Here is a 19,301-nt window from a genome sequence, read left to right as displayed (position 1 = left end):
TTTATTCTCTTTCCCACACTTCTTGATAGCCTTTGCCTAAATAAGCTTCTTTGACTTCAGGGTGATTTAAGAGGTCTTGACCTGAGCCTTCCAGAACAATTCTTCCTGTTTCCAGCACATAAGCCCGATGACAAATCCTTAAGGCTGCTCTGGCGTTTTGCTCTACCAATAAGACACTTAAGTTTTTCTCTCGGTTTAACTTCAAAATAGTTTTTAAAATTTCTTTGGTTAAAAGTGGAGACAGACCCAGAGAAGGTTCATCTAAAAGCAAGAGTTTAGGGTCTGACATAAGTGCCCGGCACAGGGCTACAATTTGCTGCTCTCCTCCAGAAAGGCTTTTGGCTTTTCGGTTGAGTAATTTTTCTAAAATGGGAAAAGAAGCTAGTAAGTGTTGAAAAGTGGCTTCTACTTGTTTTTTATCCTGATTTAAAAAAGCTCCCAAAAGGATATTATCTTTTACCGAAAGCTCTGGAAAAAGTTTTCTACCTTCAGGACAAAGGCTTAGGCCCAGTTTTAGACGTTGAGGAGGAGAAAAATGATTTATTTTTTGATTAAGAAAAACAAGTTCTCCTTTTTTAGGCGGCAAAATACCTGCTATAGTTTTTAAAAGTGTGGTTTTACCTGCTCCATTGGCTCCTATGACAGTAACTATTTCTCCTTCTTTTAAGTGCAGAGATACAGATTTGAGTATTTTTATAGGGCCATAATAAGTGGTGAGGCTTTTTACAAAGAGCATTTTAATCCCTTTTTTCCTTTTCCTAATAAGCCTTGAGGCCTGAAGATAAGTATGAGGATTAAAAGAGAGCCATAGAAGAGGTCTTGATAGTCTGCCAGAGATTGTAAGAATTCTGGTAAGAGAAAGAGCACAACACTGCCCAGAACAGGCCCAAAAATAGTGCCCATTCCACCCAAAACAACCATGCAAAGGATTAAAACTGATGTATGCAGACCAAATACATTGGGTCCAATAAAGGTGATATAGTGAGCATACAAAGAACCTGCCAGGCCAGCAAAAAAACTGGAGAGTCCAAAAAGGAAAATTTTTAAAGGAAAGGGATGAATTCCCATAACCTTAGCAGTAAGCTCGTTTTCTTTGATGGCAGTAAGGTTTAAGCCCCAGAGGTGTTTTTTCAGGCGAAAGGTAAGAAAAAGGCAAAGGGAAATATTTGCCCAGATTAATAACAACAGTTTTAAGGAAGAAAGGTTAAAATTGGGTAGGCCATAAAGCCCGTCAGGTCCACCGGTAAAATTTAGGTTTTTTAAGATTAGTTCAAAAATAATCCCTAGCCCCAGTGTTACCACTGCCAAAAATTCGTCTTTTAACTTTAGGGCTGGAATACCTACGAGTATAGAGGCAAAAGAAGCTATTAAACCGGATAAAAGGAGCAAAAGGGGAAAGCCAAGCTGAGTGTGCAAAGAAAGCAAGGCTGAAGTATAGGCTCCTAAACCAAAAAAAGCAGCATGCCCCAGGGAGACCAATCCTCCCAGACCAACTAAAATATTTAGACTACTGCTAAGCAGGATGTATATTCCGCCTAAGATAAAGAGATGATAGAGGTAGGCTTGCATAATGGGCTATAACTAACAATTTTTTTGGAATTTCTCAATGGCTTATAATTGGAAAATATAGGCATGTTATTTGCTAAGATAATAGAATGATATTAGATGTTTGTGGGAGTAATTTTATTTTAGCAAAAAGGTGGTTGTAAGGGGAAAAGATAACTTATGGCAAAGCTAAATCTAAAGTTTTATAAGGGACAGGATTGTTATTCTGATGGAGATGTTGAGAATATTATCTTAGATATTATAAAAAAGGAAAAAAATTTTCAGGAGATAGTGTATAATATTAGCAATTGGGCAATACTTTATCATTTTTTGCCAAATAGGGAGAATATTTTAGATTGGTATGACTTTGATGACAAAGCTTCTCTTTTAGAGATAGGTGCTGGTTGTGGTGCGTTAACTGGATTATTTGCTAGAAAAGTTAAAAATGTAACTGCTATAGAGTTATCTAAAAGAAGGTCTGAAATAATTTATAATAGATATAAAGATTTTTTTAATATTGAGATAATAGTTGGAAATCTTAATGATATAGTGTTAGATACTAAATTTGATTATGTAACTCTAATTGGAGTTTTAGAATATGCTGCTAGGTTTACTCCAGGAAAAGAACCTTTTAAGATATTTTTAGATAATTTAAAACAATATTTAAAAGATGATGGAACATTGTTTATTGCTATAGAAAACAAATTTGGACTTAAATATTGGGCTGGAGCTAGAGAAGATCATACAGGAAAGTTTTTTGAGAGTATAGAAGGTTATTCCCCTTATACGCAAATTAGAACTTTTGGAAAAATAGAATTGGAAGAGCTTTTAAGAAGTGTTGGATTTAAGTCTCTCAATTTTTACTATCCAATGCCAGACTATAAATTGCCAAAAGTTATTTATAGTGATTCTTACCTGCCTAAAATTAACGATTTTTTTGATATTTATAGTCCGAATTTGGATAGGGATAGGTGCGTGCTTTTTGATGAACGAAAAGTTTTTAAAAATATTATAGAAAATAAGCAGTTTCCTTTTTTTGCTAATTCTTTTTTAGTGGAGGCACGTCTGTGAAAACAATCTTTGCTAAATATAATAGAGAAAGATTACCTGAGTATCAGATAGTTACCAAGATTGTAGAAGATAACCAAGGTAAGAGGTATGCGCTCAAAGAGCCTTTGTGTCCAGAAGCTTGGCAGCATCTTAATAATATATTTAAAAATTATAAATTACTTCAAACTACTTATAAGCTTAACTTGGCTAAGCCCAAGAAAATAAAGCAGGGGCTTATTTTTGAGTTTATTGATGGTAATCCCTTAGACTTGCTGATGTTAAAGGCTATAAAAAATAATGACAGAGAACTTTTTCAGGAATATCTAGAAAGGTTTTTAGGATTTGTTGATTCCATGGTTTCAAAAAGAAAAGTTATTTTTAAACCTTCTTTAGAGTTTGAAAAAATATTTGGCAAATGGGAGATTGAAACTCCGCAAGATATAATGGAATTAGCAAATGTAGATATTTCTTTTGAGAATATATTTTTAGATAAAGATGGAAAATTTTTTGTTATAGATTATGAGTGGGTATTTAATTTTGAAATTCCTAAAGATTACATTATATGGAGAAGCCTTTTTGTGTTTTCTTTACATCACTCTGTAGATATGCTTGGTTTCGCAAATATATATGGGTTAGATGATGAAAAATTATCAGAAATAAATAATAATTTTATGAAATATATATATGGAAATTATAAGTATATTGTCTCGTCTAAATCTAATAATCCATCTTATAAAGTTGATCTGGATGAAATAGTAGAAGTATTAAGTACTAATTAGAATTTTCTAAAAAATTAACAACTTTATTTGTAAAGATGAACATCATAGTATCAATTATTATCCCTGTTTTTAATAAGTGGGAGCTTACCAGAAATTGTTTGGTAAGTTTGAAAAAAAACACACCCAGAGAAGATGTAGAAGTTATTGTGGTAGATAATGGCTCTCAGGACGAAACAGCTACTTTAGCTAAGGGATTTGGCCGAGAGCTTTTTGGGAAAAGATTTGTGTATGTACCTTTGCCTGAAAATATAAACTTTGGTCCTGCTTGTAATCTGGGAGCAAAGATAGCTAAGGGTAAATTTTTATTCTTTTTAAATAATGACACCATTTTGACTGAAAACTGGCTGGAACCTCTGCTTGAAGTCTGGTCAAGTGATGAAGATATAGGAGCAGTTGGCCCCTTGCTCTTATACCCAGATAATACTGTTCAACATTTGGGAGTGGTAGCTAATTTGCATAGGAAAGTATTTCATTTGTACTCTTATTTTCCTAGAGAACATGAGGTGGTGAAAAAAAAACGTTCTTTTCAAGTAATTACTGGAGCTGCTTTGTTGATTAAAAAGGACTTATTCTGGGAGATCAATGGTTTTTATCCCAGGTATAAAAATGGTTTTGAAGATGTGGATCTATGTTTGAGTTTGAAAAATAAGGGGAAAAAGCTATTAGTAGAGCCTAAGAGTGTTATCTATCATTTATGTAGCCAGACTCCTAATCGTTATAAATATGATCTTTATAATAGTAAAATTTTAAGCAATAGGCATATTAATTCACTTAAAGAAGATTCATATCTTTATTACTTAGAAGATGGTTATGATTTTGAGCTTACTAGATTTTTAAAAATTTTACCTAACATATCTAAGGAAAAAGAAAAAGATTGGCTAAATAAAAAATTAGAACCTTGTTTTTATTTAGAAAAAATAAAAGAAGAGCCATTCTGGTTTAAGGGTTATTTAAAAGTTATGGATTTTTTTCTAGAAAAAAAAGATGTAGATTCTTTTTTATTGATAGCTGATCTTGCTTTAAATTTTTTTCCTTTTGAAGTTGTTTATGAAAAATTTTTAGAAGCTTTTCATAATGTTAAGGACAAGAAAATTTATCTTTTTATTGAAAAGAATAAAGAAATGATTTCTCAGGGAGAAGCTGAGTTTCGCAAGGGCAAGTATTTTCAAGTAGCCCAAAACTTGCTGGGTAGACATGAAATTTTGGACCAAAAGCTCCAAAAATGGCTTGAAAAGCACTCCTGTTTTCAGTAAATTACAAAATTTAATTATTTTTAGGGAGAGTGATTGTGGATTATAAAATAGAGGATATTTCCTATACTGTTACTGAATATTGCCCCGGGCCATGCAGGTATTGTTCTATCTGGAAACTGGAAGACAAAAGAAAAGAAGAGCTTACAGAAGAAGAACTAGATAGTATTTTTAGTTCTAACTACTTAGATTTAAAAAAAGTTCATATAACAGGCGGAGAGCCCCATCTTTCTGATACCTACATAAAGGCTGTAGATTCCATCTATAAGTTTCATAAAGACATTATAATTGACTCTCCTATTACAGGCTGGTTTCCTGAAAGGCATGTTGAAATTGCTAAATATGTTTTAAATAAAGTGCCAATTTATAGGTTAGACATATCCTTTGATGGAGATGAATCTACTTACTCTAAGATAAGATTGCATAAAAGGGGATATGAAAAGGTTTTAAAAACCATAGAAAGGTTAAAAGAAATTAAAGGAGTAGTTCTTAGACTTCAGTTTACAATTTATAAAGAAAACTTTCATCTTATAGAGTGGGTATATAATTTTGCTAAAAAGTTAGGTGTAGGCTTATATATTGGATACGGCAGATATAATCCTTCTAGATTCAGAAATGAGGTGGATAATTTAACTCAGAAAACTTTGAGTAAAGAAGATTTTTTGTTTTCCAGGCAAGAGTTAGAAGAGATAGACAGGCAGCTTAGAGCTATAGGGTATCACAAAGGAAGATATGCAAGTAAATATTTTTTGCAAAAAGCTATTTTTGAAAATAAAAGAATAGATTTCAATTGTTATATGGGAGCCAGGAGTATAGATATTGACCCTTATGGTAATGTGTATCCCTGTTTGCTTTGGTTGCCCTATCTTAAGATGGGGAATATTAGAACAGCCAGGAGCTTGGATAGAGTCCTGGAAAATTCTCGAAATATACTTACTAAAATAGAAAATAAAGAATGTCATCCTGATTGCTTATATACCTGTGCTAATAAATGTGAACTAATAGAGCCAAATATAAAATCTGTTGGTCTTTTAAAGTATAAAGGGAAATATGGATTCATTTTTTCTGACCTGGATGTAATTCCCATCAGGCCTTGGTGGTATGAGGAATATAAAGAAAAGGGAATCATTTAACTTATGATCTGGTTTGATCTGGTCACACCCAAGTCTGTGCTTTTTTTTAGAAAAATTATTGAAGCTTTGCAAAAACAGGGGCAAAGGGTTCTGGTTACAGCCAGGGAAGGCGTTGGATATCGTGAAGTTGTAGCCCTTTTAAATTTATATAAAATTGACTTTGTAAATAGAGGAGAATTTGGCGGAGGGGATCTTAGAGATAAGCTTCGAGCATCTATTGAAAGGCAAAAGGCTCTTATGGAGTTTATCTCTCTTTATAATATCAGCAAACTGGTTTCTTTATGCTCTGTAGATGCCAATAGAGTTGCTTTTGGTTTGGGTATTCCTATTATAAATTTTTATGACATCCCTTTATCTGATTGTTCAGCCAATTTTAAAAAGGCCTTGCCCCAGGCCAGGCTGACCATACCTCTGTCCACCAAACTTTTTCATCCCTATTTAGTTCCCAAAGAGATATTTTTGCGTTTTGGTTTGGAAGAGGACCAGATCATTACCTATAATTTTTACGATGTATATCTCTGGCTTTATGACTTTAAACCAGATAAAAAATATTTTCAATATATCTTAAACAAATATGGACTTGATAATGGAAAACCTCTTATTTTAGTAAGAGAGGAAGAGTTTAAGTCTTCTTATGTGTCTAAGAAAAATAATTTTCTTTATAAGGGAGTTGAGATTTTAAATAAAAAGTTAGATGCAAATTTCATCTTTATTCCTCGTTATGAAAGTTCTTATCTAGAGCAACAATTTCCTTTTGCCACTATTTTAAAAGAAAAAATTTATCTACAGCATTTATTGGCCTTTTGTGACCTTTTTATTGGCGGTGGTGGGACTATTAATGCAGAGAGTTGTTTTTTTGGCACTCCTACTATTTCCACCAGGTCTTTTGTAAGCCATTATGACAAAGTTTTGATAGACAAGGGCTTGATGAAAAAGGCTGATAATACCCAGGAACTGGTAGAAATTGCGCTGCAAATTTTAGGAAAACGAAATAATTCTGATTTTTTTCGAAAAATGAGCATAAATTTTGCTTATATTTTGGAAAATATTTTGGCCGTGTAAAAAATGTACACAGATAAACTTATTTTAAAACTTATAGAAGACTATCTTGAAGGGAAGGAACCTGAAAATATCGACTCAGAAGCTATCAGGGAGTATTTTATTCAAAAAACTGCCAGTGGTCATTTATTTACCAAGCGATTTTTATATGTATTTTTTCTTATGCAAAACAAAGTTATAGATAAAGATGATAGAATAGATTTAATTAAGAAAAAGTTAGAAAACTATTTTAATTTTTATAGAAATAAAAAAGAATATCTTTATATAAATGATACGATATTTTTATTAGATATTCTAAATAATAACTTTAAAGATGGATTATTAACCTATTGTAAAAGGTTATTTACTTTTATTGATAATAATGTCCTTGTTTCTGATGGTTATGATAAGTTTATTTCCTTTTTTTTAAGTAAAGTTGATAACAAGTTGATTTTAGAACTTTTATCTAACTTATTAGAAGGTGAATTCCTACTTGAGGTTGGATATAGAAAGAGAATAATGCTTTTTTCCTGGTTTATAATTTTGTATAACTATTCTTTTAATCTCTCTCCAGTAGAAAAAAGAGAGGTTATCTATCCTTTGTTTAAAAAAGTGATATCTTTTTTGATAAAAAATAAACTAATTAAAGACCTTTTATTCTTTCATAATATAGCTTATTCTGTCTTAATTGGCATTGTCCAAGATTTAACTGCTGACTTTCAGAAAATAGAAGCAGAAATATCCAGACCGTGTAGAGAGTTTTATAAACAATGGATTAAAGAGCATTTAAACCTGTCTCCACCCAAGCCCAAGAATAAAACTAGCAATGAAAAGATAAAAGTAGCTATAGTTAGACCTACTTTTTCCTTTTGGTCTCCTTTTAAGCTGGAATATTCTCTGGCTAAAAGTCTTTTACAAGATGCTGATTTTACCTCTAGGTGTGAGCTGTATTTTTATTCAATTTCTTTACTTGATTTTGGAACTCATCAAGATGAGAGCAAGTGCATAGAGATGCTAAGGGATATAGGCGTTGAAGTTAGAAAACCAGATGAGAGATTTTTAAAACAAGGTATATTTGTAGATAGGGTGAAGTTGATTTTATCCTTCAGGAAACAATTAATAGATGATGGGATTGATGTTCTTGTTTATTCTGATCACTTGTACTCTGTGGGTGAGTTTTTGCTCCTAACCAGGGCTGCCCCCAATCAAGTGTATTGGTGTCATATGAACCATGAGGTTGATAATGAAGGGATAGATGAGAGAATTATTCACTACCCACCTCCAGAAGATTCTAAGTTTAAGGACGACTTTCAACAATTTACTCTAAAATTAGATGACATTTTCTTGAAAGGAGATGAAGAACAATTTAAAAAAGAAGCTGCTCAAATAAGGGCCAAATACCCAAAAGGAGCAATTATTTTGGGCTCTATTGGTAGGTTGATCAAAGTAGATAACTATGATTATTTACAAACTGTTGCTAAAATTATGCAAGATAACCAGGATACCATTTATTTAGCCTGTGGTATAGGAGATGTGGAATCTATAAAAAGAAAATTAAGGGAAGTAGGTATAGATGAAAAGAGATTTTATTTTCCTGGCTGGGTTGATCCGAAGGTTTATAGATACGTAATAGATGTTTATTTAAATACTTTTCCTTTTCATAGTGGAGCAGTTATTGGAGAATTCTGGGCAAAAGATGATTATCCTTTTATTGTGAGTCTGGCTTAAAAAAGATTATTTTAAAAATGCAAATAGATAAAAGTAAAATAAAAGCTTATCTTAATCAGGCTAATTCATATCTGTGTGTAATTAGAAAAATAGGAAAAGATAATTATTATAAGAGGTTTAAAAGAGAAGTTAATCCTCAAAGCCATGAAGTACTTAGTATAAATCCAAAAGCAGAAGTATTTAAGGAATTAAAAAAACAAGCCAAAGAATATAAAGAAAAGTATTTTAAAAATAAAATTGTTTTAGGGTCAGTTTTAGATGAAAACTTACCTGATGAAGAGTTTTTAAGGGCTTTAAAAATAGTATTAACTGAATATGAAGAAGCTGTTTATGTGGGGTTTGTAAATCCTTGTTATAAAAAGGAAGATTTAGAGTCTCTGGAAAGGATAGTTCAAGGTGTAGGTATTGAAGAGAGTTTTTATATAAAAAAGCAAACAGATCCTCATTTTGGGTACTTTGTGATAGATGTTTATTTAAACCCTTTTGACTATACTCGTAAAAATATATCTGCTTTTAGGCAGTTAATAGAGTCAAACAGTTTTGTGTTTCTGAGGCCAGAGCTTCCTAAGGTACAGTTTGATAAGAAATACAATGATAATGAGCTTATCAATTTCTATATTAACGAATCCCTGGATATGATTCCATTTTACAAAGCTACCCAAAAATATCCAAAAGTTTCATTTACCAGAGATGATTTTTGGAATTTTAGCTTGCTTAAAGATAATAAAGAGTTATTTTTAAGTTATGATAAAATAATGGAAGAGAAAAATTTAGAGTTGCTTATTGAGATTTTAAGAAGATTTGATAATATAAAGATTATAGCATCAGGTAGTGATTATAATAAATTGATGATTGATAATAATTTTGAAAATAGAATAATCATTAATGATGATGTTTATGAAAGGGCGTATAGGTCGGATTTTTTTGTGTTGTTTGAAGATAAAAAATCTATATCTAATTTTGTATTTAATTTTACATTTTCAAGACCCATTAGGCTAAAAATTGATTTTCCTGAAAAGCCGCAATATTTGATATCTGCTGAAAACTACGAAAAAAATGTAAAAAGTAAAATTTTTAATGAGAGATTTGGTAAACTAATTGATTATAAACCAGAAAATATGGTTGATTTAATGTGGCTGTTAATAAAAGATTGCTTTTCATCTTATGAAGAGTTTAATGAATTTTACTATTTAAGTTCTACCAAAGAAGAATATTTTTATAAAAGGATATTATTGGAAATAAATAATCCTAAACTCATGTATAAAATTAGAATTTTAAAGAGACTGTCAAGAGTTAAACAATCAAATAGGAGTTGATATGCCTATATTAGATGTTAAGTTGATAGAACAGTACAACAAGATTCACAAAATAAAACATTATGGATATAATTCTATAAGATTTATTAATCTAATACAATTAATAACTTATGAAATTGATGCTAATATATTGTTAGACTATGGATCTGGGCAAAGCAATCTTTACAGTTTAATACAAAAAAAATTAAATCTTCAATGTGATAGATATGATCCAGCGATTGACAAAATTAGCAGTATTCCCAAAAAAAAATATGATTTGATTATTAATACAGATGTATTAGAGCATATACCCGAAACTGACATAGAAGATGTTGTTAAACATATCAAATATTATTCTGAAAATGTATTCTTTTTTATTGCTACAAGAACAGCTGCAGAAATTTTACCTAATGGAGAAAATGCCCACTGCACAGTAAGAAATGCAAACTGGTGGTTAGAAAAAATAAAAAGAGTTTTTCCTAAGTCTTTTTTGGTTTATAGTGAGTCTGATTGGGCTTGTGCTATTATCACCTGGAAAAGTAATTTTTCAAATATTTATGAGGAAATACTGTATGGAATACGTTATAAGCAAATCAACAATATTAGATAAAGTTGCTATAGAAAAAATGAAAAAGGAGATAATAGCAAGCTATAAAAGATATACAATTATTTATAGTAAAGATCTGTCAGAACATTTTGAAATAATTAAAAAAGATTTTTTAGGGAAATCGAGGTTAAGTTACGAAATTGCAAAGTTAATAGTCTGTATAAGAAGAAAGGTTGAACTTGGCAATAATTTAGAAAAATTTTTCTTTTTAGTTAAAAATGAAAATATTCATTTAGCAGAAAATTTAAATTTAAGATGGATAGTTTCTGTAATGGATACTATCATAGATTATGGAGAAAGAGTAGAGTCTTTGACAGCCTTAATCTTTTCTGTAATAGTTAATTTAATAAAGCTCAGTGAGACAGAAAAAAAATACTTTTATAAGAAAGTTGTGACCCCTGTTTTAGATGATAATGGGTATAGAAAAGAAATATTTGATGGGTTAACTTGTTTTAACATTTATACCGGTGATATGGTGGCAAACCTTTTCAGTAGAATTAATCAAAAAATTTTAGAAGTTGATTATCTTGTTCCATATTTTAATACACTTTTAGTGAGATTAGAATCTAATGAAAACTTTATTGCTATGGTAAAAAGATTTAATGTTCAATATCAAAAATGGAGAAAAGAGATTGTTTAAGAGGGTATACTTTAAAATTAATAATGTTTGTAATAGAAGGCAATTGCTATTAGAAAAAATAAAAAAATACTTATATGTTAATAATGTTTGTGTTGTTTATGATGTAACTGAGTCTGACGCAGTATTTTATTTTTCATGTGCATTTAATGAGGTAAATGGGTTACAAATTTTAAAAAATTTTATTGATAATGTAGGTAATAAAATTTTTGTTATAGGATGCTTGTCTTCTGTAGCTAAGAATAAAATATTAAAGCTTGGTGTTTCAGAACAAAAGATACTAACTTTTGACGATATAAATAAGTTAGACTATTTATTGTTTAATAACAAATGTATATCTATAAATAATATACCTGAACAAAATTATTTTTATAAAAGAAAAAACACTTTTTCTATAATGGTTTCTTATGGTTGTGACAGTAATTGTTCTTATTGTGGAGATAAAAAAGTAGTTGGCAGTATTAGAAGTAAAAGTTTACATGATGTATTGAAGGAAATTAATGGTGCAGTTGCTAAAGGTTGTAAAAATATAAATTTAATAGGAGACGATGTTGGCGCTTATGGAGTAGATCAAGGAACTAGTATAGTTGAATTGTTGAATTTGATTATATCTAATTTTAATAAGGATATAGAAACTTTAAATTTATTTGAATTAAATTTAAAATATGTAAAGAAATATTTCAAAGACTTTGAAAAAATTTTTGACAGTAAAAAAATAAAGAATTTAGTAGTAGCATTTCAGTCAGGTAGTGATAGAATTTTAAAAATAATGAATAGAGATTATAGTAAGAAAGATATTTTAAAAGTCTTAGAGTTGTTAGATAAATATAAAATAAACTATCATTTGCATGCAATAGTTGGTTTCCCTACTGAGACTGATGAGGATTTTGCAGAAACAATAGATATTTTAAAGAAGTTTAATTTTAGTTCTTGTTCTATGTTTAGATATCAAGACAGAAATTATGTGTCTTCTACTAAAATTTTTCCAAAAATTGAAAAGCAAATAGTAAATAATAGAATTGCAAAAGTTGAAAAAATGCTGGAGACAACATATTACTCTATTCACAAAGAGGATAAGGTTATATTTAGAAGGCGTTTTAAACTTCTAAGTAAGAAGCAATGTGTTGTAGTATTAGCTATGCATAGAAGTGGTACATCTGCGATTACTGGTCTATTGAATAAAATGGGGGTTTATTTAGGAGAAGAATTATTAGAAGCAAATGAAGGAAATCCAAAAGGCTATTTTGAAAACAAAAAATTATTATTTTTTAATGATAGCCTTTTAAATAGCTTAGGGACATGTTTTGAGGATATAGAATTTGATTATAGATGGATAATTGAATCTGATGATTATGATAAATATGTTAATGATCTTTGTGGTATAATAGATAATGAATTTGATGGTGTGGATTTATTTGCCATAAAGGATCCTCGTTTATGTTTGTTATTTCCAATATATGAAGAAGCATTAAAGAGACTTGGGTTAAATATAAAAATTATAAGAATGATAAGAGATCCTTTAGAAGTAGCTGTTTCTTTAAAAGCAGTAGGTGATTTTGACTATAACAAATCATTGGCTTTATGGATAAACTATAACCTATTGGCTGAGTATTTTATAGGTGATAAATATCAAAAGATTAATGTTGTGTACAGTAATCTTTTATATGATTTTGATAATAATTTCAATAAAATTTCAAATCTTTTAGGAATTCAATTTGATAAAAATAAAAAAGAGCTTAGTTCATTTTTAGATGAAAATCTTTATAGGAGCAGAAAAAAGGACGATGTAATAGTTGAAAAAAACTTATTAAGCTTAGGAATGGAAATATACGAAAAATTAATAAAAAATAGCATTGAAAAGGATATTGTTAAAAATTATCTTTCTCAATATAGGAGCATTATAAACAGTGAAAAATTTTTTTTAATTGAGAAAAGCTACTACAAAAGAAAATATTCACAGTTAAACCAGTATAATTCTCATTTAATAAATCAAAATAAGTATTTAACAAATGAAAATAAGTATATAAAGTTGAAATTAGAGAATATAGAAAAATTGACTTATTATGAGAGAATAAGTATATTTGGCCTAGGTAAATCTGGCAAAATGACTTACGAATTTATATCAAAATATTTTCCAGAAAAGATAAAATATTTTATTGATGATAATGTAAAGGGAGAATTTAATGGAATACCAATTGTGACAACAAATGAGTTTTTAGAGAATCATCAGAATGAAGTAGATGTAGTTTTATTTGGTAGGTATCAACATTTGAATCCTAAGTTGGTATCTAATATAAAGATAAAATATTTGAGATTGGATAACATTATTTAGGGATTAATATGGGAGAAAAGTATTCAAAAATAGCAGTGGTAGATATTCCCTTAAAGCATGATTGTCCAGAATCTGTAGATTTTGAAATTCTTTACAGGAGAGTTGGTCTTAATACTGGTAATTTATTATTTGTTAATGCCGTATATAGGCATATAATGGGAAAATTAGAATCAGTTGGTTACTTGTTTGATCCTCATGAGGTTAACAAGAAATACGATGTACTAGTTATTCCTGCTGTTAATTGGTTACATTCACATTTTAATTGGAGTAGTCTTAATGCTCTATTAAAGAAAGTCGAAATACCTATAGTTCCTTTAGGAATAGGGTTGCAGGCAACTGAAGAAGATTTAGATAAAGTGGTTATTAATAACACATGTTTAGAATTGATTAATTTATTATCTCAAAAATCGAAATATATTTCTACTAGAGGAGAGTTCACGAGTTCTTGGTTAAAATCTATTGGGATAAAAAATGTTGTTACTACTGGTTGTCCTTCATTATATATGAAGTTTAATAATAAATTTATTTCTTATACAAAAGAAGGTGATATTTTACTACAGGGAACTAGGCATGGTTATATCTCTGAAAATTCTATTATTTCTAAGGTAAATAAGTATATATACAGTTTTGCTGGAAGTTTTTTTTGTCCTATTATATATCAATCTGAACCAGAATAAATAGAGTTTCTATTGCATAAAACTTTTAAAGATAAATATAAATTGGATTTAATACTTAAGCTGTATGCTAAGAGTAGCCTATCTGAATTAATAACCTATTTAATTAGTAAAGGTAATGTTTTTTTTGATGTGGATAAATGGTCTGATTTTGTAAAAAAATATAGCTATATTGTTGGTACAAGGCTACATGGAACTATTGTCGCACTTAATTCTGGTATTTGCGGTTTTTTAATATGTCATGATTCTAGGACGTCTGAGGTAGCTAAGTTTGCAGAAATACCTGTTTTAAAAGAAAGAGAAATTTTAAATATTTTTAACTATAATCAATTGAAATTATTAATTAAACGGCGTGAAGAAAATGTGAATAAATATTTATTTAGAAGGAAAATAAATGTGCAAGTGTACACTGACTTTTTAGAAGAATCAGGTTTTTTGATAAATAGAGAAAATATATTATCGTAAAGATAAAGTGAAAATATTAAATAGGTATTTAAGTTATTATGCTGACCTGTGATGATGTGATTGTCTGTAATTTAAGATAATTTAAATTATTATTTAGAAAATTTGTTAAAAAGATAGTAAAAGGTTTTTTGATTTTTTATTTTGTTTATGATAGATAAAAGTTTTGTTTTAAGTTGTTAATATTTATAAATAGTATGGTGGTTTTTTGTTTAAAAAGTGAATGTTTAATATTTATTTATACTTTATAAAGTAATGTTATTAGACTATTTTTTAAGATGTTTGCTGTTATAAGTATGGTTAGACGTAATTTTAAAAAATAGTAAAAGAAAAAAATAGATGTAAATTTTTTAGATGATATTTATTGTATAATTGATGAGTTTTGTTTTACTAAATAATAATTGGACAGCTAGTTAAAGTAATAGCTAGAACTGATAATTTAGTTGTAATTGAAGCTTTTATGACTGATAAGCAGATAAACGAGTTACAATTAAAATGAAAGGCAAATACTTGGATTGTAAAAAAACTTAATTATTTTTTTAAGTAAAAATTTTTAAGGGGTTAAAGCTTGAAAAAGATTTCAGTTATTGTTCCAAATTTTAATCATGGTAAATATTTATATAAAAGAATTAAGAGTATTTTAAATCAATCTTTTCCAATTTATGAACTTATAATAATTGATGATGCTTCAACTGATAATAGTGTAAAAATTATTAAAAATATAATAAATAATATTAATTTCTCTGTAAAGTTTATTATTAACAAAAAAAATAGTGGTAATGTTTTTAAACAATGGTATAAAGGTATTTCTTTAGCAGAAGGTGATTACATTTGGATAGCTGAATCAGATGATTGTTGTAAAAATAATTTTTTAAAAGAGGTTATAAAGCCTTTTGATGATGAAAGAGTGGTTTTATCCTACTGTCAATCAGCTGTAGTAGATGAAAATGATAAGATAATGCATAAAAATTATCTGTTTTATACTGAAGAAATTTCATCTATGTGGAAAAAAGATTTTATTGTTGATGGTTTAGATTTGTTATTTGGAGCGTTTTATGTAAAAAATGTTATTCCAAATGCTAGTGCTGTGGTGTTTAGAAAAGATAAGCTTAAGTATGTTTTTGATAAGAATAAAGAAGAAATTTTTAAGTTTAATGTAGCTGGTGATTGGTATGTTTATGTACTGCTTTCAACTTTAGGAAAAATTGCTTTTTTATCTGATGTTTTAAATTTTCACAGGAATCATTCTAACACTTGTAGGAATAGGTTTGATCATACTCATGAGGTGTCTTTGGTGAGGAATAAAATTTTAGAAATTTTATATGATCAATTAAAACAATACAATAAAGAAGTAAAATACATGTCTAAAAATAATAAATATATGGATTTAATTTTTTATTTACATAAAATAATAAAATCCTTAAATATGATAAATAGTTTATTGAATCAAGAAATTAAGTTGAAAAACATTGCTTTAGATAATTTGGAGTTTTTAAGAATGGCAAAAAGTATAGCAATATTTGGTTTAGGAAAGTCAGGTAAAATGACATATAATTTTCTTTCTAAATTTTATCCTGAGAAAATAAGGTATTTTATAGATGATAATGTAAAAGGAAATTATGAAGGGATCCTAATTGTTACTACGGATGAGTTTTTGGAAAAATATCAAGATGAAGTTGATTTGGTTGTGTATGGTAGATACCAAAACTTAAACCCAAGGTTATTATACAATCTTAAGACACAAAATTTAAAACTTGATAACATTATATAAAAGGATATTTAATAATGGAAAAAGAATTTGTATATATAGTAAAAGGATATTGCCCGATTTGTGAAAAGAAAGTTCAATTTAAGAGCAACCGTAAATGGTTAAGAGATAATTACTTATGTGAAATATGTGGAAGTATTCCACGCGAGAGAGCTCTAATGTATGTATTGAAGCAGATCTTTGGATATAATTACACTAATCTTATTATTCATGAATCTTCGCCAATTGACAGAGGGACTAGTTTGAAGTTAAAAAAAGAGTGTAAAAGTTATATCCAATCACATTTTTTTCCTGATAAAAAAGATAAAAAAAATGGCGATTTTTATAATATTGATTTGCAGAATCAATGGTTTGACTCTGAACAATTTGATTGTGTAATTACACAAGATGTCATGGAGCATTTGCCTAATCCTGAATTAGCTTTAAAAGAAATTTATAGAACTTTAAAAAAGGGAGGTTATTATATTTTTACTGTTCCTCTTGTTAATAAATTCAACAACACTTTAAGGTGGGCAGATATAGATGCGAAAGGAAATATTGTCTGGTATTATTCTGAGGAATATCATGGAAATCCAATTAATTCTAAAGGAAGCCCTGTTTTTTGGCATTTTGGATATGATATAACCCATTTAATCAGAAAATGGGAAGAGCGTTTTGTAACTATTATTTTTTCGATAGAAAATAAATATTTAGGTATAGAAGGTGAATATAATGAAGTTATTGTTTGTAAAAAATAAAGGTTATTAATGTATGAAATATATTGCTTTTTATTTGCCACAATTTCATCCTATTCCAGAAAATGACAAATTTTGGGGAAAAGGTTTTACAGAATGGACAAATGTGGTATTAGGAAAACCGAGGTTTAAAGGCCATTATCAACCCAAGCTACCTGGTGAATTAGGCTTTTACGATCTACGTTTAAAAACTATATAAGAACAACAAGTTGATTTAGCTAAATCTTACGGTATTTATGGTTTTTGTTTCCACTTTTACTGGTTTCAAGGCAAAAGACTTTTAGAGTTACCCATTAAGCAGTTTGTTGAAAATGAAAATATTGATTTTCCTTTTTGTCTTAATTGGGCTAATGAGAATTGGACTAGAAGATGGGATGGGAGGGAAAATGAGATTTTGATAAAACAGGAACACTCATTTGATGATACTGTTAGATTTATAGAGTATGTTGCAATGAACTATATGATGCATAAAAATTATATTAGAGTTGAGGGTAAGCCCGTATTAATTATATACAGACCAAATCTTTTTAATGAGCCTAATAAGCATACAGATTTAATTAGAGATTGGTGTTTTAAAAACGGTATAGGAGAAATATATCTAATTGGAACACATGCTATTGAACATTATGATCCAAGAGATTTTGGTTTTGACGCTGCATTGGAATTTGCACCTAATACATTTCCTGCCAGTGAGATTACAGATATATTAGTGAAAAGAAGAAATTTTAAAGGTAAAGTTTTAGATTATTTATCTAATATTGATCTTGCAATAAAATATGATAATATAGCTCCTGATTTCGAAAAATTTAGGGGAATTTGTCCTTCATGGGATAATGAAGCAAGACGTAGAGGAATGGGTACTACATTCTTTTTCTCTTTGCCATTGTATTATAAAGCCTGGCTAAGTATTGTATCTGATTTTACTTTAAGAAAAATATCTGAAAAAGATAAAAGGTTTGTATTTATAAATGCATGGAATGAATGGGCAGAGGGCGCTTGTCTTGAACCAGATAAAAAATTTGGCAGGCAATATTTAGAAGCAACAAAAGATGTATTAGATTTTTTCGAAAAGAGAAATAATTTAAATAAATTAAACATACTCTTCATTAGTCATGATGCTTGTTTTGGAGGGGCTCAGAAGGTTTTATTAAGTATAATAAAATATTTAACTCAAAATCTTCACTTAAACTGTAAAGTTCTTTTTTTAAATAGGGGTGAATTTTTAGGTGAGTTTCAAAAATATTGTGAAACTTATGTTATAGAAGATAAACATAATAAAACCGATGAATTATTAGGAATTATAAAAAATATGTTTTCAGGTTACCCTGATATCATATATGGAAATACAGTTGTTTCCGCTAAAATTTATGACAAATTATCTAAATTGAATATCCCAATAGTTTCACACATACATGAGTTAGAAAGTTCTATTCAAGAATATGCTAAAGACCATATTGACAACTTAGTAAAGTATACTAATTTTTTCATTGCTGTTTCGAAAAGTGTATATAAAAATTTAAAAAGAAAATATGGTATAGATAAAAGTAAAGTGTCAATAATTAACGAATGTATTGATACCTCTCAATATAAAAATATAAAAAAAGAAGAATTAAGAAGTAAACTTGGCTTACCTGTCCATAAAAAAATAGTCTTAGGTGTTGGAATTGGAATGCCTTTCAGGAAAGGGGCCGACCTGTTTATTAAAGTTGCCCTAGAAACGAGAGAAATTAATGATGATATTTATTTTTGTTGGGTTGGAGGGTTTGATAAAAATTATTATAATAAAGATTTTGGCTTTTGGAAAGATTATGTTTCATTAATTGAAACCATGGATAACATAGAGTTTACAGGGTTTACTATGAATGTAAATGATTATTATTTGGCAAGTGATATTATGTTTTTGTCATCGAGAGAAGATCCTTTCCCACTAGTAATGTTAGAGGCAGGGCTAAATAATTTACCTATAATTGCGTTTAAGGGTGGCGGAGGTGCTGAAGAATTTTTGGATAACGGTACAGGTATTTTAGTAGAATTTGAAAACACTAAAAATGTTGTAAATAATATTATTGAATTAACTAACAATGCAGAATTTTCTAATATTTTGGGCAAAAAAGCTAAGAATAAGGTTGAAAAGTTTTATTCAGAGTGGAGAATAGGATGTCAGGTATTTTCTTTATTATTTGATATTATAATTAATAAAAAATAAGCATAGTTTAAAAAAATTATGTTATATGTTAAAAGATTCTTAATAAAATATTTTATAAGTTTA

The 19,301-nt window shown here is 28.8% G+C and carries 17 protein-coding genes and 1 pseudogene; 16 read left to right on the top strand and 2 right to left on the bottom strand.

Translation table 11 applies throughout. The features are described from left to right. Position 1 precedes the first annotated feature (1 nt). On the bottom strand, positions 2 to 736 hold the full coding sequence (locus ACTCIM_RS04035; protein ID WP_472313959.1) for an ABC transporter ATP-binding protein: 735 nt from the start codon (positions 734 to 736) through the stop codon (positions 2 to 4). After that, positions 724 to 1,569 carry a branched-chain amino acid ABC transporter permease gene (locus tag ACTCIM_RS04030; RefSeq protein ID WP_472313957.1) on the bottom strand — a complete coding sequence of 282 codons (846 nt, stop codon included), beginning with the start codon at positions 1,567 to 1,569 and terminating at the stop codon, positions 724 to 726. Before ACTCIM_RS04030 ends, ACTCIM_RS04035 begins: the two co-directional genes overlap by 13 nt. Before the next feature lie 156 nt (positions 1,570 to 1,725). Between ACTCIM_RS04030 and ACTCIM_RS04025 the strand changes: the two genes are divergently transcribed. From ACTCIM_RS04025 to ACTCIM_RS03950, 16 genes and pseudogenes are all read left to right on the top strand, one after another. Beyond that, positions 1,726 to 2,616 (top strand): class I SAM-dependent methyltransferase, encoded by an 891-nt coding sequence (locus tag ACTCIM_RS04025; RefSeq protein ID WP_464279375.1) that lies wholly within the window; start codon positions 1,726 to 1,728, stop codon positions 2,614 to 2,616. Beyond that, positions 2,613 to 3,374: a hypothetical protein gene (locus ACTCIM_RS04020; RefSeq protein WP_472313954.1), complete on the top strand. Its 762-nt coding sequence runs from the start codon at positions 2,613 to 2,615 to the stop codon at positions 3,372 to 3,374. The genes ACTCIM_RS04025 and ACTCIM_RS04020 overlap by 4 nt, the downstream gene beginning before the upstream one ends. A 35-nt stretch (positions 3,375 to 3,409) precedes the next feature. Continuing rightward, the gene (locus tag ACTCIM_RS04015; protein WP_472313952.1) at positions 3,410 to 4,627 is read left to right on the top strand and encodes a glycosyltransferase family 2 protein; all 1,218 of its coding nucleotides are present in this window, start codon (positions 3,410 to 3,412) and stop codon (positions 4,625 to 4,627) included. 35 nt (positions 4,628 to 4,662) lie between these two features. Continuing rightward, positions 4,663 to 5,757 (top strand): radical SAM protein, encoded by a 1,095-nt coding sequence (locus ACTCIM_RS04010; RefSeq protein ID WP_472313949.1) that lies wholly within the window; start codon positions 4,663 to 4,665, stop codon positions 5,755 to 5,757. Between the two features lie 3 nt (positions 5,758 to 5,760). Next, the gene (locus tag ACTCIM_RS04005; protein ID WP_472313946.1) at positions 5,761 to 6,819 is read left to right on the top strand and encodes a DUF354 domain-containing protein; all 1,059 of its coding nucleotides are present in this window, start codon (positions 5,761 to 5,763) and stop codon (positions 6,817 to 6,819) included. A 3-nt stretch (positions 6,820 to 6,822) separates the two neighbouring features. Next, complete coding sequence (locus tag ACTCIM_RS04000; RefSeq protein WP_472313944.1) at positions 6,823 to 8,523, top strand: hypothetical protein; 1,701 nt, start codon at positions 6,823 to 6,825, stop codon at positions 8,521 to 8,523. A 17-nt stretch (positions 8,524 to 8,540) separates the two neighbouring features. Beyond that, entirely contained in the window at positions 8,541 to 9,839 is a 1,299-nt protein-coding gene (locus tag ACTCIM_RS03995) for a hypothetical protein (RefSeq protein ID WP_472313941.1), read from the top strand. Position 9,840: 1 nt separating this feature from the next. After that, positions 9,841 to 10,428, top strand: a complete 588-nt coding sequence (locus tag ACTCIM_RS03990; RefSeq protein WP_464279383.1) for a methyltransferase domain-containing protein — start codon at positions 9,841 to 9,843, stop codon at positions 10,426 to 10,428. Continuing rightward, a complete protein-coding gene (locus tag ACTCIM_RS03985) occupies positions 10,391 to 11,065 on the top strand; it encodes a hypothetical protein (protein WP_029965563.1) in 675 nt (224 codons plus the stop codon). Before ACTCIM_RS03990 ends, ACTCIM_RS03985 begins: the two co-directional genes overlap by 38 nt. A gap of 43 nt (positions 11,066 to 11,108) precedes the next feature. Next, the gene (locus ACTCIM_RS03980; protein ID WP_472313939.1) at positions 11,109 to 13,394 is read left to right on the top strand and encodes a radical SAM protein; all 2,286 of its coding nucleotides are present in this window, start codon (positions 11,109 to 11,111) and stop codon (positions 13,392 to 13,394) included. Between the two features lie 8 nt (positions 13,395 to 13,402). Further along, complete coding sequence (locus tag ACTCIM_RS03975; protein ID WP_464279386.1) at positions 13,403 to 14,071, top strand: polysaccharide pyruvyl transferase family protein; 669 nt, start codon at positions 13,403 to 13,405, stop codon at positions 14,069 to 14,071. A gap of 12 nt (positions 14,072 to 14,083) precedes the next feature. Beyond that, on the top strand, positions 14,084 to 14,533 hold the full coding sequence (locus ACTCIM_RS03970; protein ID WP_472313936.1) for a polysaccharide pyruvyl transferase family protein: 450 nt from the start codon (positions 14,084 to 14,086) through the stop codon (positions 14,531 to 14,533). A 565-nt stretch (positions 14,534 to 15,098) separates the two neighbouring features. Further along, entirely contained in the window at positions 15,099 to 16,301 is a 1,203-nt protein-coding gene (locus ACTCIM_RS03965) for a glycosyltransferase (protein ID WP_472313935.1), read from the top strand. 14 nt (positions 16,302 to 16,315) lie between these two features. Further along, on the top strand, positions 16,316 to 17,035 hold the full coding sequence (locus ACTCIM_RS03960; protein ID WP_464279389.1) for a class I SAM-dependent methyltransferase: 720 nt from the start codon (positions 16,316 to 16,318) through the stop codon (positions 17,033 to 17,035). 13 nt (positions 17,036 to 17,048) lie between these two features. After that, positions 17,049 to 18,602, top strand: a pseudogene (locus ACTCIM_RS03955) (glycoside hydrolase family 99-like domain-containing protein); the annotation flags it as partial. Continuing rightward, positions 18,582 to 19,238, top strand: a complete 657-nt coding sequence (locus ACTCIM_RS03950) for a glycosyltransferase family 4 protein (RefSeq protein ID WP_472313978.1) — start codon at positions 18,582 to 18,584, stop codon at positions 19,236 to 19,238. The pseudogene ACTCIM_RS03955 and the gene ACTCIM_RS03950, both read left to right, overlap by 21 nt. The last annotated feature ends 63 nt before the right edge of the window (positions 19,239 to 19,301 follow it).

The sequence above is a fragment of the Desulfonauticus sp. genome, assembly GCF_055126295.1.
Note: the sequence above shows the minus strand (reverse complement) of the source record. Positions and strands in the feature narration are given on the sequence as shown.